15 protein-coding genes are annotated in these 14,251 nt (G+C 54.7%); all 15 read right to left on the reverse strand.

What is annotated here, in order from left to right; translation table 11 throughout:
* Window positions 1-47 precede the first annotated feature (47 nt).
* The 15 genes from KI379_RS19585 to floA all read right to left on the reverse strand — a co-directional run bounded on the left by KI379_RS19585 (window position 48) and on the right by floA (window position 14,169).
* Window positions 48-506, reverse strand: a complete 459-nt coding sequence (locus tag KI379_RS19585) for a YaiI/YqxD family protein (protein ID WP_089548207.1) — start codon at window positions 504-506, stop codon at window positions 48-50.
* A gap of 264 nt (window positions 507-770) precedes the next feature.
* Window positions 771-2,846: a glycine--tRNA ligase subunit beta gene (glyS, locus tag KI379_RS19590; protein WP_212984455.1), complete on the reverse strand. Its 2,076-nt coding sequence runs from the start codon at window positions 2,844-2,846 to the stop codon at window positions 771-773.
* Window positions 2,839-3,726: a glycine--tRNA ligase subunit alpha gene (gene glyQ / locus KI379_RS19595; RefSeq protein WP_076169812.1), complete on the reverse strand. Its 888-nt coding sequence runs from the start codon at window positions 3,724-3,726 to the stop codon at window positions 2,839-2,841. The genes glyS and glyQ overlap by 8 nt, the downstream gene beginning before the upstream one ends.
* A 373-nt stretch (window positions 3,727-4,099) precedes the next feature.
* Window positions 4,100-4,861 (reverse strand): DNA repair protein RecO, encoded by a 762-nt coding sequence (gene recO, locus KI379_RS19600; RefSeq protein ID WP_116229508.1) that lies wholly within the window; start codon window positions 4,859-4,861, stop codon window positions 4,100-4,102.
* A gap of 36 nt (window positions 4,862-4,897) precedes the next feature.
* Window positions 4,898-5,053 (reverse strand): YqzL family protein, encoded by a 156-nt coding sequence (locus KI379_RS19605; RefSeq protein ID WP_076169810.1) that lies wholly within the window; start codon window positions 5,051-5,053, stop codon window positions 4,898-4,900.
* A 127-nt stretch (window positions 5,054-5,180) separates the two neighbouring features.
* Entirely contained in the window at window positions 5,181-6,080 is a 900-nt protein-coding gene (gene era / locus KI379_RS19610; protein WP_076169809.1) for a GTPase Era, read from the reverse strand.
* A 147-nt stretch (window positions 6,081-6,227) separates the two neighbouring features.
* Window positions 6,228-6,671, reverse strand: coding sequence for a cytidine deaminase (locus tag KI379_RS19615; RefSeq protein ID WP_373309597.1), 444 nt, complete (start codon window positions 6,669-6,671; stop codon window positions 6,228-6,230).
* Entirely contained in the window at window positions 6,667-7,041 is a 375-nt protein-coding gene (locus tag KI379_RS19620; protein WP_076169807.1) for a diacylglycerol kinase family protein, read from the reverse strand. The genes KI379_RS19615 and KI379_RS19620 overlap by 5 nt, the downstream gene beginning before the upstream one ends.
* On the reverse strand, window positions 7,041-7,538 hold the full coding sequence (ybeY, locus tag KI379_RS19625) for an rRNA maturation RNase YbeY (protein WP_076169806.1): 498 nt from the start codon (window positions 7,536-7,538) through the stop codon (window positions 7,041-7,043). Before ybeY ends, KI379_RS19620 begins: the two co-directional genes overlap by 1 nt.
* 3 nt (window positions 7,539-7,541) lie before the next feature.
* Window positions 7,542-9,797 carry an HD family phosphohydrolase gene (locus tag KI379_RS19630; protein WP_076169805.1) on the reverse strand — a complete coding sequence of 752 codons (2,256 nt, stop codon included), beginning with the start codon at window positions 9,795-9,797 and terminating at the stop codon, window positions 7,542-7,544.
* A 14-nt stretch (window positions 9,798-9,811) separates the two neighbouring features.
* Entirely contained in the window at window positions 9,812-10,729 is a 918-nt protein-coding gene (locus KI379_RS19635) for a PhoH family protein (RefSeq protein ID WP_373309598.1), read from the reverse strand.
* A gap of 60 nt (window positions 10,730-10,789) precedes the next feature.
* Window positions 10,790-11,986 (reverse strand): sporulation protein YqfD, encoded by a 1,197-nt coding sequence (yqfD, locus tag KI379_RS19640; RefSeq protein ID WP_076169803.1) that lies wholly within the window; start codon window positions 11,984-11,986, stop codon window positions 10,790-10,792.
* Entirely contained in the window at window positions 11,983-12,276 is a 294-nt protein-coding gene (yqfC, locus tag KI379_RS19645; protein ID WP_076169802.1) for a sporulation protein YqfC, read from the reverse strand. The genes yqfD and yqfC overlap by 4 nt, the downstream gene beginning before the upstream one ends.
* Before the next feature lie 239 nt (window positions 12,277-12,515).
* Window positions 12,516-13,148, reverse strand: a complete 633-nt coding sequence (locus tag KI379_RS19650; RefSeq protein ID WP_212984456.1) for a hypothetical protein — start codon at window positions 13,146-13,148, stop codon at window positions 12,516-12,518.
* Window positions 13,149-13,161: 13 nt separating this feature from the next.
* Window positions 13,162-14,169, reverse strand: a complete 1,008-nt coding sequence (gene floA, locus KI379_RS19655; protein WP_076169800.1) for a flotillin-like protein FloA — start codon at window positions 14,167-14,169, stop codon at window positions 13,162-13,164.
* Between the last annotated feature and the right edge of the window lie 82 nt (window positions 14,170-14,251).

Here is a 14,251-nt window from a genome sequence, read left to right on the forward strand (position 1 = left end):
ATAACCACCTTCATCTCTTTTTGCACGTAAAATATAATTCGCTATCGTTATACGTTCTCCTGCAAATCCTGCAAAAGTTTTGTCAGTTTCTGTTGAAAAATTCTTTTATCCTCCGCCGTGATCGGTTTCGGACCTTTGGAATGCTTGCCGCTCCTACGCGCTTTGGCCTGATGGTGCCTGCGGTCGAGCATAAACTCGATGTCCTCGTTATGAAACTCCATGCCCCGAAAGGAGAGCACATAGCAATGTTTCGACAAGGCCAAGGCGGCCAGTCCGTAGTCCTGGGTAATCACAACGTCCCCCCGGCGGATATGATTGGCGATGTATAGGTCGGCGCTTTGATCGCTCCGGTCCACCTGAACGGTCCGCACACCCTCCCCGGCCTGGATCAAGTGATCGAACGAAGAGACCATCAGCACGGGAACGCCCAAAGCCTTAGCCGCTGCGGCAATCTCCTGTTTCACCGGACAGGCATCGCCGTCCACAACGATTTGTCTGTCATCCATAGCCGATTCGAGCCCACCTGTCATTCTTGGTATTCCGTACTATTATATACGAGCCTGTCCTATAAAAATCCTTCCGGGACGGACATTACAACTTCTGACAGTGCTGCAGGAAACTTTTGGGTGCATAGAATGAACTAAAGAAAAATAAAACAGGAAGCTGAATGAAAAACTTCAGTTCAATCTATATACATGAAAAAGATACGAAAACGGGACCGATTTGTTTCGTCCCGCTTCCGTATTCTTTTACCCGAAACCTTTACAGGTTTACCACACCAGCTTGTTAAAATCGGCAAACTGCTTCAAATCGCGGTCGATCGATGCCAATAGACCCAGACGGTTAGCCCGCACCCGCTCATCCTCGGCCATGACCATGACGGAATCGAAAAACTTCGTAACGGCTTCCTTAATGTCTGCAAGAAGCGCAAGGGCTTTGGCGCCATCCCGCTCCGACAGCGCTGCATGGTAATCGGCGGTGATGGACTGCCATGCGCGGAACAGATTAGACTCGGCCTCTTCCACGAAGAGTGGCTCCTGAACTTCTGCCTTTTCCGCTTTGGCTGCCAGATTGCTGACCCGGTTGAAGGATTCAACCGTCGTCTTGAAGTCGTCTCCGCTGTTAACCGCCTGCATCAGCGCTTCCCCGCGGGATACAACGGAGATGACATCGTCGAAGCCGGCGGAAATGACCGCGTCCACCACGTCGTAGCGGAGCGTCTCGGAGAGCAGTTTCTTCACGCGAAGGCTGAAGAACTCGGCCAGATCCTTGCGGATGTCGTCCGGCTGGCGGTCCAAGCTGCGAAGCTCTGCATGCACGCCGAGCGCGATGCCGAACAGCTGGGACAGCGTGAGCGGCATCTGCTTAGCCAGCAAAATCTGCACGATGCCCTGGGACTGACGTCTCAGTGCATAAGGGTCCTGGGAGCCGGTCGGGATGATACCGATCGAGAAGCAGCCGACGATCGTGTCGATTTTGTCCGCAATGCTGACGATGGAACCCACCAGGCTGGATGGAACGTCGTCCGATGCCGAACGCGGCTGGTAATGCTCGAATACCGCTTTCGCGACGTCTTCCCGTTCGCCGGCTTTGCGGGCATAGTCTTCGCCCATGACCCCTTGCAGTTCAGGGAATTCATACACCATTTGCGTAACGAGGTCGAACTTGCAGATGTCCGCAGCGCGGCTTACCGATTCACTGTCCGTGCCGGAAATTTGCAGCGCTTCTCCGATCTGGTCGGCGATACGGCGGATCCGGCGGACCTTATCGCCAACCGTGCCGATTTCCTCGTGGAAGACGATGCTTTCCAGTTTGGAGAGCGCGTCCTTGATCTCCAGCTTCTGGTCTTCCTCATAGAAGAACTTGGCGTCCGACAGGCGGGCGCGAAGCACCTTTTCGTTCCCTTTGGCGATCACGTCAAGCGACCGCTTGTCGCCGTTGCGCACCGTTACGAAGAACGGCAGCAGCTGCCCCTGGCCATCCAGAACAGGGAAGTAACGCTGATGCTCCCGCATGGAAGTGATCAGTACTTCCTGTGGAATGTTCAAGAAAGCCGGATCGAATGTTCCGAAAAGCACCGTCGGGGTTTCCACCAGAAACAGCACTTCTTCCAGCAGATCGTCCTTGACCGCAATGGTCCAGTTTTTCTCTGCAGCAAGCGACTCGATCTGCTCCAGAATCATGCCTTCGCGTTCCTTCACGTCTACGATGACGTGCTGGCCGCGCAATACTTCCTGATAAGCACCGGCTTCCGGCAGAACGGCTTCCGTTCCGAGGAAACGGTGGCCGCGGGTCACGTTGCCCGACTTCACGCCGGTCACTTCCAAATCAATGACGTCTGTGCCGAACAGGGCTGTAATCCAGCGGATCGGACGGATAAATTTATATTCATAGCTGCCCCAGCGCATATGCTTAGGGAATGTCATCGAAGAGAGAATGCCGAGCAGTGCCTCAGACAGCAGCGCAGAAGTCTCAACACCGTTGCTGCTCTTCGTGACGTAAATGTATTCCACGCCGTTCAGCTCTTTGAACGTAAACTGCTCGGGATCTACGCCTTGTCCGCGGGCGAAGCCAAGCGCGGCTTTGCTCCAGTTGCCGTTCTCGTCGAGGGCGATTTTGCGGGACGGGCCCTTCACTTCCTCCTGCACGTCCTCCTGCTTCTCCGCAACCGATTTAACAAGCACGGCCAAGCGGCGGGGGGTTGCGTAGGAGTGAACTTCGCCGTAGGCGATCCGGGACTGCTCCAGCCATTTCACCATGCGTTCTTCCAATTGCTCCATCGCTGCACGTAAAAACCGTGCCGGCACTTCCTCCAGGCCGATTTCAAACAACAGGTCCTTAGACATTCAGGTCGCCTCCTTTCTTCAGCAGCGGGAAGCCGAGCTTCTCGCGCTCCTCCATGTAGGTTGCCGCCACCTGGCGGGCCAGATTGCGCACCCGCGTAATATAGCCGGTACGCTCCGTAACGCTGATGGCTCCCCTTGCGTCGAGAAGGTTGAACGTGTGCGAGCATTTCAGGACGTAGTCGTATGCCGGAAATACGAGATTCCGCTCCATCGCCTTGCCTGCTTCCTGCTCGTACATGTTGAACAGCGTAAACAGCATTTTCACGTCGGACACTTCAAACGTATACGTGGAATGCTCCACTTCCGCTTGATGGAACACATCACCGTAAGAAATGCCGTCAACCCACTCCAGGTCAAATACGTTCTCCTTCTCCTGAATGTAGGAAGCCAGGCGCTCCATCCCGTAGGTAATTTCCACGGCGACCGGGTTCGTTTCGATACCGCCCACCTGCTGGAAGTATGTGAACTGGGTAATTTCCATACCGTCCAGCCATACTTCCCAGCCGAGACCCGCGCATCCTAGCGAAGGGTTCTCCCAGTTGTCCTCGACAAAGCGGATATCGTGGTCGAGCGCATCCACTCCGAGCGCCTTCAGGCTGTCGAGATACAGCTCCTGAATGTTGTCCGGGCTCGGCTTGATGATCACCTGGAACTGGTGATGCTGATAGAGCCGGTTCGGGTTCTCCCCGTAACGGCCGTCCGATGGCCGGCGGGAAGGTTCTACATACGCTACCTTCCAGGGTTCCGGTCCGAGAGAACGCAAAAACGTCATCGGGTTCATCGTGCCGGCCCCTTTTTCCGTATCATAGGGATTCACGATAATGCAATTCTGATTGGCCCAGAACTGCTGCAGCGTCAGAATCATCTGCTGAAAGTTCATATACGACTCTCCTTCATTGAAAATTGGGGGGAATGGACGGATACCCGTCAATAATGATCACATTTCTGTACAACAAAAAGCTCCCGCCCTATGCCTGTTGTACAGACATAGGGACGAGAGCTGATCCCGCGGTTCCACCCTACTTGGCTGCCCCTCGCTTGAGCTAGGAACAACCCACTTTTCCGATTTCATTTCACACTCCCGAAGTGCCGATTCATGGATTCCTTCCGCCAGGCTTGCACCCTCCCCGGCTCGCTAACAGGAATGGAAGACCCACTACTTCTTCGATCATTGCGTGTCAGACAATTTAATTAGAAACTTAATATATACTACAGGAAATGATTCCGATAGTCAAGATCTACTGTAACAGATCCTACAGCCCGTACTTCTCCATCTGATCGAGGAAACCCCGCGACTTCAAATTCAGCCCCAGCTGCATATCCATAAATGCCCGCATGACGGCTTTCAGCTCCGCCTTGGTCTCTTCCTTCACATCGACGTGGCCGAGGCGCCGCAAATCGAGCTGGGCAAACAGACGCAGCAGCTTCATCGTCCGGGGCGAAATCCCCATGGCCTGAGAATCCAGGTGCTTGCACGCCCGGCACAGTACGCCTCCGAGCCGCGGACTCACCCAATACCGTTCCTCCTGTGGTGAAATATCCCTTCCACAAGAAATGCAGGATGACAGTTCGGGACCGTATCCTGCAGTCTGCAATATTTTCATCTCATACAAGTTGATAATGACGGCGGGGTCTTTGCCATCTTCCAGCGCATCTAGACACGCCTTAAGCTGCTGGAACCAGAAGCTCCCCGTCTCCTCGTCCTGAAGCACGCGGTCAAGCAGCTCGCAGGCGTAGGAGGCATAAGCGGCAAGAACGATGTCCTCGCGCAGCACGTGATGGGACTGCATAATTTCCCCTGCATTCAGCGTGCCGAGTCCCGTGCCGTTTCTGAAAAATACGTATTCCGCTGTCGTAAACAGCTGTGTCAGTGCAGCATGGCGGCTTTTCACCTTTTTGGCGCCACGGACAAGTACGCCTACTTTACCCGCGTTTTCGGTGCAAATCGTAATGATTTTGTTCCCTTCGCCGTAGTCCATGCTGCGGATGACGATCCCTTCCACCCTGTATAGCATGCTTCTTCCCCCAGCCATTCCCGGAGCAGCCAAAGATCATTCGTTCTCTTCATAGGTATCCGTCTCATCCAGCAGCTGCGTAGCAGCCGCCGTCTCCGCTTCATCCGCCGTCATGCCGGCGGCCTGTTTATAGAGCAAGTAAGCATCCACATCTCCAGTCATCGCAAAATACTTCCACGAAAAATCTCGCATTCGTATTCATCCTTTCTTCGGAAATGGCGTCTGCATCTTCAAAAAATAGGATGTTACGAAAGCCGTGAAACTATGTGTTGCAATTCCTGCCAAGCCGGGATTCCCCCCGCCTGGCATCGGATGCTCACTAGTCGCGGTTAAAGCCCAGATCGCGAAGAACCCGCTCTTGGTTGCGCCAGTCTTTTTTCACTTTTACCCACAGCTCGAGGAAAATTTTCGAGCCAAGCAGGTTTTGGATATCCTGCCGCGCCTGCTTGCCGACTTCCTTCAGCAGCGAGCCCTGCTTGCCGATAATGATACCCTTCTGCGAATCCCGTTCCACGAAAATCACCGCCGAAATATACACGACGCCGTTGTCCTGCACGCGCATATCCTCGATCGTGACCGCGATGGAATGCGGAACCTCTTCGCGGGTCATATGCAAAATTTTCTCCCGGATCAGCTCCGCGCAGACGAACTGCTCGGGATGGTCCGTGACCTGATCTTCCGGATAGTACTGCGGCCCTTCGGGCAAATACTTCTCCACCTGCTCGAGCAAGGTGTTCACGTTATTGCCCAGCATGGCCGAAATCGGCACGATTTCGGCGAAATCATGCAGCTTGCGGTACTCCTCGATAATCGGAAGCAGCGCCGGAGGTTCGATTTTGTCAATCTTGTTGAGCACGAGAATGACCGGCGTCTTCACCTTCTTCAGCTGCTCGATAATAAAGCGGTCCCCGCCGCCGAAACCTTCGGACGTATCGGCCAGGAACAGTACGGCCTCCACCTCCTGCAGTGTATTCAGCGCGGTATTGTTCATGAAATCGCCAAGCTTGGACTGGCGCTTGTGAATACCCGGCGTATCAAGAAACACGATTTGGGAGTGATCCGTCGTATATACGCCGTGAATTTTGTTGCGCGTCGTTTGCGGTTTATCCGACATGATGGCGATTTTCTGGCCGATGACTTGATTCATCAGCGTCGATTTCCCCACGTTCGGTCTGCCAATAATGGCTACAAAGCCTGATTTGAATGACGGTTTCGCCATGTAAGTCATTACCCTCCTATAATGCTTCCTTAAGCAGGAAGACCATCAGGGCCCGCATTCTTCGTACCGCGGCACAACATGATGCTCACCGCCGCCGAAGATGGGGCCCCAGGTTTTATATGTGTGTATTCCAATAGATCGTGCAGCTTATTCGCTGTCACTATGTTTCAAGTCGGAAGGTCCAAACGCACCCGGCAGCAGATCCCGCACCGTGGTTTCCTGGATGTCCCCCTTCAGATTGCCCATGATGACTTTCATGTCGGGAGCACACAGCTCCACCAGGACCTGGCGGCACACGCCGCACGGCGAGATCGGACCTTCGGTATCTCCAACAACGGCAATCGCCTGGAAGCTGCCCGGCTGATGTCCGTCTGCGACAGCGCGAAACAGCGCGGTCCGTTCCGCACAGTTGGTCGGCCCGTACGCCGCGTTCTCCACGTTGCAGCCGTGATGGATATGGCCCTCGGCGTCCAGCAGGGCCGCTCCTACGCCGAAGTGGGAATAAGGGGTGTAGGCCTTGGTCCGTGCCTTGATCGCTTCTTGCATTAATTGAGCTGTGTCCATAGTATGATTCCTCCTGTAACTTCTAATGTTGACTTCCCAGCCATGCTGCGACAGGCTGATAGAACACAATAATGGCGACGACGACGGCAAAGATGGCCGTCAGCAGCACGGCGCCGGCTGCGGTATCTTTCGCCGCCTTCGCCATAGGATGCGGCTCCGGTGAAACCATATCCACAACGACCTCGACGGCGGTGTTCAGCAGCTCGGCGGCCATCACCATCGTGATCGCGACGAGCAGGAACAGCCACCTCTGCCACGTCAGCTGCAGCAGGGCGGCAGCGGCAATGACCACAACCGCCGCCACGGCATGAAACCGCATGTTCCGCTGGGTTTTCAATGCGTATCCGATTCCTTCCGCGGCATAACTGAATGAAGCAAGGAAGGAGCGCTTGGCCATTACCGGGTCAACCCCACCTGGGCCAGGACAGCCTCCTGTTTGCCCATCATCTCCGCTTCGCTTTCCGCATCCTGATGATCGTACCCGAGCAAGTGCAGAAATCCGTGAACGAACAGGAAGCCGATTTCACGCTCCACGGAGTGCCCGTATTCTTCACTTTGCGCCTTGGCCCGGTCGAGGGAGATAATGATGTCGCCGAGCACCTCCGGCATATCGTGCAGCTCCTCGTCCTCTTCCAGCTCATACACGATGTCCAGCTCTTCGTCCAGGCTCTCGTTCATTGCGAAGGACAAGACGTCCGTCGGACGGTCGATGCCGCGGTACTCGAGGTTCAGTTCATGAATCTGCTTATCGTCGACGAATGTGAGCGCCACTTCGCCGTCCTCCACGCCTTCCGCTTCTCCCGCCTTCTGCAGGATGACCTCCAGCGTGGCAATCAGCTCCTCGCTGACCGGATGCTCATTTTGTTCATTGTTCCAAGCCAGATGCAGACCCATCTTTCAACCGCTCCTTCTATTCTCTTCATCCATCTTCGTTTTCTTGATTTCTTCCGGATACTCGATCCGGGAGTGGAAAATCCCCATGACGCTTTCTTTCAGCGTCTTTGCGATAATATCCAATTCCTTCATCGTCAGATCGCACTCGTTAAACTGGTGATCGTCCAGCCGGCTCTTGATGATTTTCTCGATCACCGATTCCACCTGAGTGACGGTCGGATTACGGAGAGACCGCACGGCAGCTTCGACGCTGTCCGCGATACCGATGACGGCCGACTCTTTGGATTGAGCCTTCGGACCAGGGTAACGGAAATCCTCTTCCGTGAAATCCGGCTCTTTGCCCTGCTCCTCCGCCAGACGAAGCGCCTTGTGGTAGAAGAAATGCAGGAAGGTGGTGCCATGGTGCTGTTCGGCGATATCGCGAATCGGCTTCGGCAGCTTATAATCCTTGAGCATTTCGACCCCGTCCCTCGCATGCGCAATAATGATCGACTTGCTCAGCTTCGGATCGATCGAGTCGTGGGGGTTCTCCATATTGTTCTGGTTTTCTATAAAATAGCTTGGCCGTTTCGTCTTCCCAATATCATGGTAATACGATCCGACCCGGCACAGCAGCCCATTGGCGCCGATCGCTTCGGCCGCCGCCTCCGACAAATTGCCAACCATGACGCTGTGGTGGTACGTTCCCGGCGTTTCGGTAAGCAGCTTACGCAGGAGCGGGTGGTTCGGATTCGACAGCTCCACCAGCTTCAGGGCTGACAGAATGCCGAACGTGACCTCAAAAAACGGCATGAGGCCGATGACCAGAATCGCAGTCAGCAGTCCGCCTGCAAAGGCAAACCCCAGCGCGTACAGCGTCGACATTTGCTGCCAGTCGTCATTGTCGATCAGGTTAATCAAAAATACAGTCAACGAGCCGAACAAGCAAACCATGATCCCGCCCTTCAGCAGGGTCGACCGCTGGCTTGCCTTATGGATCGTAAAAATCGCCACGTAGGATACGATCAGCGAGAACAAGCCGAACTTAAAATCAAACATTTGCCCCTGATGCACATTCAGGATGACGCTGGACAGAATACTGAAGATCATGGCGCAGAAAAACGCGAGCGACATGTCCAGCAGCAGCGTGACCAGCATCGAGCCGATGGCAACCGGCGCCAAATAGCCCAGATAGGGGCGCTCGCTGCTCTGCAAAATGCCGGCGACATGCATGGAAACGATCGTAATAATAAAAATAAGAACAAGCATCAGCAGCTGGGAATTGTTATACCCAAACTTGCCCCCGTTAAGCTGGCGGATAAACATCATGAGTCCTAAGGCCAGCAGAAGAGACAAAAGCAGCAGCCCAAACTGCGGCCAATAGTTGACGTCATTTTTGAGCAGGCCGTTATCATCCAGCAGGTTGTACAGCTCTTCCGTAATCAGCTCGCCTTTGGCGACAAGCACGCCGCCCTGCTTGATATATACCGTAGGGGTATTTTCCCGGGCCTGAACTTTGGCTTCCTTCGTCGCCTCTTCGTCATAGAACTTGTTGGCCGTAATCGCGATCTTCGACAGCTCCTGCACTACCTCGCGCGCGGTGCGCTGGCTCAGAGAGCTCGTGCTGACCAGCTCGGCCACCTTGGCCCTTGCGGTCTGGGCGTCCACGATCTGGTCGTTTGTCAGCCGCGATACGATTTCGCGCGCCACCGGCTTCATCTCGGTAATATCGGCAGAGGTCAGACGCGGAATTTTGATGAAGGTCTCTTCCGGAATTTTATAGACCTGCTGGTTGGTCACCCTCAGCATTTCGTTCAGCAGCGCTTCGGAATAGGTGCCCGAACTCCGCGTATTATTGACGTAGTTCTGCACAAAGTCCTGGGCTCTCTGCGGAATCTCCTGACGGTAGATCGCCACCTTGTCCTCCCGGGAAACCTGGTCGTCCTGATTGAGCTTGTCGATCCGGTCAAGCAGCGAGGCGATCAGGCTGTCGTTCCGGATCGGAACGATGGTATAAATCGGCTGCACGCGTTCGGCAGCTTCCTCCTGCGCCTTCAGGGTCGCTTTGTTGTTCGGAATCTGCATCGGCGCCGTAATTTCCTTCTCGCTGTGTGTGCCGACCTGAATATTGTATTTTTCCGGAAGCAGATCCGGCGCCAGGCTCACGTAGAACAGAATGGCCAGACATAAAAAGAGAACATAGCGGGTTGCCGCGCTATGTTTCCATCCGATATTTTTAGTTGAGAAAGATTTGCCTGATGACGCTTCTTTCGAAGTCATAAAGATAATCCCCTCTAATCTTGGTTTTCTGCAGCTTTGTCGTAAGCAACAATGATTTTCTGCACTAGGGAGTGACGCACGACATCCTGCTCGGCGAACTGCACAAACCCGATCTCTTCAATGCCGCTCAAGATCGACTTGGCTTCAACCAGCCCGGACTTCTTGCCTCTCGGCAGGTCAATCTGGGTTACGTCGCCCGTGATGACCATCTTCGAGCCGAACCCAAGACGGGTAAGAAACATTTTCATTTGTTCAGGTGTCGTGTTCTGGGCCTCGTCCAATATGATAAAAGAATCATCCAGCGTCCGTCCCCGCATATAGGCGAGCGGAGCGATCTCAATCAATCCCCGTTCCAGCGACTTTGCAGTCTGTTCAGGTCCCATAACGTCATAGAGCGCATCGTACAGCGGACGCAAATACGGGTCTACTTTCTCCTGAAGGTCACCCGGCAGAAAGCCCAGGCTTTCCCCCGCTTCGACAGCCGGACGCGTCAGCACGATCCGCTTGACGGAGCCCTCCTTCAAGGCCGCAACCGCCAAAACAACCGCTAGATAGGTCTTGCCTGTTCCCGCAGGCCCGATGCCGAATACAATGTCACGCTTGCGGATCGTGGTGACGTAGTGCTTCTGGCCGATCGTCTTGACCCGGATCGGTTTGCCCCGGAACGTGGTCGTGATTTCACCCTTGAACAGGTCGAGCAGCTGATCCGCCCGGAAGTCCTTCGCCAAATCGATCGCATAGGATACGTCGCGTTCGGTCAGAATGTAACCGTTGCGGACAAGCTGGAGAAGCACCTCAAACAGCTCGGTCAGCACCTGCACGTCGCGGTCGCTGCCGCGGACGGTAATTTCCGCTTCCCTCGACACGATCTGGGCGGGAATCTCCGCTTCGATCATCTTCAGAAAGGTGTCTTGCGGTCCGAAAATGGACATCCCTTCGCTTGCACTTTGAAGTAAGATTTGTGCGCTGTGATTTTTTTCTGACAAATAGCCTCATTCTCCTTGGTTGTGAACTATGGGAAGCTCTTCGGCAATCTTCTCTTCCACCTCGAAAAGCACTTTCATATAAACTTTACCATTCTCTTTCTTCTCATGCAAAATTTTTTGGCTGATGATCTGCGAATCCGTCCCATATTTCGCCAAAATATCCCGCACGGCTCCGTCCAATCCCTGTTTTTTGGCCTCTTCGACGGTCAGCGTTTCTTGGCTTTCCCGCACTTCCATGACTTTTTCCGTCATCCATCCGACGGGGAGCTTGAAGGAGCGCCAGGTCAGAGGATCATGCTCCGTTAGCGTTTCGGAAGCCTTGTACGGATCCTTTCCGTAGCCCCACAGCTGCACCGCGCGGTCACCGATCACAAAATAAGACTTGGTCTTTCTTTCCCCGGTATACACTTTATGCTTCTGGACCAGCGGAACCGTAAGACTGTATTCGTGCCAAACCAGCCCTTTGACCTCCCCTTTGGCCACGACGACCTCGGTGTTTCCACCGTCAACGCCAAGAATGCCCGATATGAGCACCTGTCCCTTTTTCACACGGGAGTTCTTCTCGACGAGCGGCCGCCCCTGCTCCGCATAGATGCTTGTGACGACCGCGTCCGTCCGGCTGACCAGATGGCGCGGGTCGGTCAGCGGCTGCTTCGGCGGTTCGGCCGCCTCCACGATCTGGATCGTAATGGTGGTGCCTTTGCGCTCCACCCCGATCCAGGACGTGCCCGGAAGCCGGATGCTCAGCTCACGCGACAGCTTGTCCGGCGAATCTAAGCGAAAAATCCACTGGAACGGGCGGACCCCCTCCTTCTTCGCCGCTTCGAGCACGTCTTCGGTTGCGATCTTTTCATTGCCGGTTACCCTGACGTTCCACACCATCGACGACAGCAGGAAGAGCAGAACGAAAAACAGCACGATGCCCACCATAAAAAACTTGCGCTTATACAGCTTGACCAGCGTAAAGGGCAAACCGATCCGGCCCTGTACATGCACCCGGCAGCCTGTCCGTTTCAACAAGGGACGAAGAGCATGAAAATCCCTCAGCAGCACCTTCATCTCTGCCAAATTTCCGTTTTTGGGCTCGATGTCCCATACCGGTACACCGTTCTCCGCCAATGCATTGATGAAATACTCCACATGCTCCCCCCGGACAGCAATCCGCACGCAGCCGCGAACCCGGGTTAACGTCGGGATTTTCATGGACTCTCCTCCGTCCCTGTATATTTAATGTTCGTTACCGATCCTTCGATCATCACTTCTTCCGGCAGAATCGACCGGATCATAAGCCCGGAGCCTTCGATCTCGAGCAGTCCCTGGGACAGGGAAAGGACCATTTTATCGGGTGAAAAATGCCGGACGCCCCGATGATTTTCGATATAGAGTTCTTTGTTTCCCACCATAGTGATGCGCGGCAGATCGAACAAAACGTCCTGCGGAACATCCAGCATTTCGTTCGTCCACTTCCGCAGCCTGCGGCTGATCCCGGCCATACGAAGGTCTTCCCCCTTCCTGTACTCTACACCTTATGCGCGCAAAGCCCGGTTTATGAAGCTTTTCAGGGAAGTTCAAGCCATAAGATCACACGCCTTGCGCAGCACGAAAAAAAACGCCTCTCGGCGTTAGATCACAGCGGACAGGCTGTGCGATCCAAAATGAAAAGCCTCTTCCGCTGCCCGAAAAGATATCATGATCTTCCCGGGCCGAAAGAGGCCTCACTTCTAAATTATCGTTATTTTCGCGGATTCAACGGGCGTTTTGAGCGGGGCGGGCCGAGAATTTCAGCCCAGATGATCCCTTGTCTGGCCTGCTCGGCCAAAGGGGATACCGGGACAGCTGCCTCACGGTCAGCCGCCCTGTCAGCCCCCATATCCATTTGCGTCGATATTTTGTCCAGAGAAGCGTTCACCCTGTTGATCTCCTGCTGCATGGTACGGGTTCGATCCTCCAGCGTAGCCTGTACCGGGGACGGCTTCTCCTCCGCCCACATCGAGGATACTCCTTCGCCGGTATCATAGTCCGGAGCCGGACGGTAGTCTTGGGAATATACAGGCGGTTCAGGGGCTGACGAATCATACGATCCGAACGGAGAGCTCCTTCTGCCGGCAGGTTCCTGGGGCCGTGGCCGGGAGCCGTATGCCGGATCTGGACGGCCCTCATCGTATTCCTCATCGTATTCCTCATCCTCGTCCTCATCGTAATCGTCCGCTTCGTCCCGTCGTTGATACGGGCGGCCTTCTCCCCCGAACGTGGGCATGCCTCGGGGCTGCTGCCTCTGCTTCGATTTGTTTCCTCTTTTGCTCAGCGCAGAGATGACCGCAAATCCAATGATCAGGATCCAGTAAAAGTGTTCAATGATCCACATGGATGCTCATTCCCTACTTGTTATTTTTCGGACTGCCGCCGCCATCTCCGCTATCCCCCATTTTGCCCAGCGAGCCGCGCATTTGGGTATCGGCTTCAATGTTCTTCAGGTTCATGTAATCCATGACGCCAATCTTTCCTGAGCGAAGGGCTTCCGCCATGGCGAGCGGCACTTCGGATTCGGATTCCACAACCCGCGCTCTCATCTCGACGACGCGAGCCTTCATTTCCTGTTCTTGAGCTACCGCCATCGCGCGGCGTTCCTCGGCTTTCGCCTGGGCGATCCGCTTATCGGCTTCGGCCTGCTCGGTCTGCAGGTAAGCCCCGATGTTCTTGCCTACATCCACGTCGGCGATATCGATCGACAGAATTTCAAAAGCGGTTCCCGCATCCAGACCCTTGGCCAATACGGTCCGGGAAATGGAGTCCGGGTTCTCCAGCACGTCCTTGTGCATGTCACTGGAGCCGACGGTCGTTACGATCCCTTCGCCTACGCGGGCAATAATCGTTTCTTCACCCGCACCGCCGACGAGACGGTCGATATTGGCACGGACCGTAACCCGGGCCTTAACCTTCACTTCAATCCCGTTCTTCGCAACGGCGGCTACGACCGGAGTCTCAATGACTCTCGGGTTGACGCTCATCTGAACGGCCTGCAGTACGTCGCGGCCAGCCAGGTCGATGGCGGCGGCGCGCGTAAATTCGAGCGGAATGTTGGCGCGCTGGGCCGCAATGAGGGCGTTAACTACCCGGTCCACGTTACCACCGGCCAAATAGTGACTTTCCAGCTGATTGATGTTAAGACCCAGCCCCGCCTTCGTCGCCTTGATGAGCGGATTGACGATCCGGCTCGGCGTGACGCGCCGCAGTCTCATGGCCACCAGCGTAATAATTCCGATCCGGACGCCGGACGCCAAGGCCGAGATCCAGAGCATGACCGGGAAAAAGCTGAAAAATACGCTGAGCACAATAATGATGACAACCGCAATCAGTAATACCGTGATAAGAGAAGTTCCATCCATACTGCCTATCAACCTCCAGGTAATCAATTGGTTTCATGTGACATTCTTTCCAGGTTCTTTACAACATGTTACACGAATCTCG

It is taken from the genome of Paenibacillus cineris (assembly GCF_018333335.1).
GTDB lineage: Bacteria > Bacillota > Bacilli > Paenibacillales > Paenibacillaceae > Paenibacillus_AQ > Paenibacillus_AQ favisporus.

Excerpts from the sequence above, each read along its gene's own strand:
- floA (WP_076169800.1), bottom strand. The coding sequence starts at position 14,169 with ATGGATGGAACTTCTCTTATCACGGTATTACTGATTGCGGTTGTCATC.
- KI379_RS19620 (WP_076169807.1), bottom strand. The coding sequence starts at position 7,041 with ATGGCCAAGCGCTCCTTCCTTGCTTCATTCAGTTATGCCGCGGAAGGA.
- KI379_RS19630 (WP_076169805.1), bottom strand. The coding sequence starts at position 9,797 with ATGACTTCGAAAGAAGCGTCATCAGGCAAATCTTTCTCAACTAAAAAT.
- KI379_RS19635 (WP_373309598.1), bottom strand. The coding sequence starts at position 10,729 with ATGTCCATTTTCGGACCGCAAGACACCTTTCTGAAGATGATCGAAGCG.
- yqfD (WP_076169803.1), bottom strand. The coding sequence starts at position 11,986 with ATGAAAATCCCGACGTTAACCCGGGTTCGCGGCTGCGTGCGGATTGCT.
- ybeY (WP_076169806.1), bottom strand. The coding sequence starts at position 7,538 with ATGGGTCTGCATCTGGCTTGGAACAATGAACAAAATGAGCATCCGGTC.
- recO (WP_116229508.1), bottom strand. The coding sequence starts at position 4,861 with ATGCTATACAGGGTGGAAGGGATCGTCATCCGCAGCATGGACTACGGC.
- KI379_RS19585 (WP_089548207.1), bottom strand. The coding sequence starts at position 506 with ATGGATGACAGACAAATCGTTGTGGACGGCGATGCCTGTCCGGTGAAA.
- glyQ (WP_076169812.1), bottom strand. The coding sequence starts at position 3,726 with ATGAACTTTCAGCAGATGATTCTGACGCTGCAGCAGTTCTGGGCCAAT.
- yqfC (WP_076169802.1), bottom strand. The coding sequence starts at position 12,276 with ATGGCCGGGATCAGCCGCAGGCTGCGGAAGTGGACGAACGAAATGCTG.
- era (WP_076169809.1), bottom strand. The coding sequence starts at position 6,080 with ATGGCGAAACCGTCATTCAAATCAGGCTTTGTAGCCATTATTGGCAGA.
- KI379_RS19650 (WP_212984456.1), bottom strand. The coding sequence starts at position 13,148 with ATGTGGATCATTGAACACTTTTACTGGATCCTGATCATTGGATTTGCG.
- glyS (WP_212984455.1), bottom strand. The coding sequence starts at position 2,846 with ATGTCTAAGGACCTGTTGTTTGAAATCGGCCTGGAGGAAGTGCCGGCA.
- KI379_RS19605 (WP_076169810.1), bottom strand. The coding sequence starts at position 5,053 with ATGCGAGATTTTTCGTGGAAGTATTTTGCGATGACTGGAGATGTGGAT.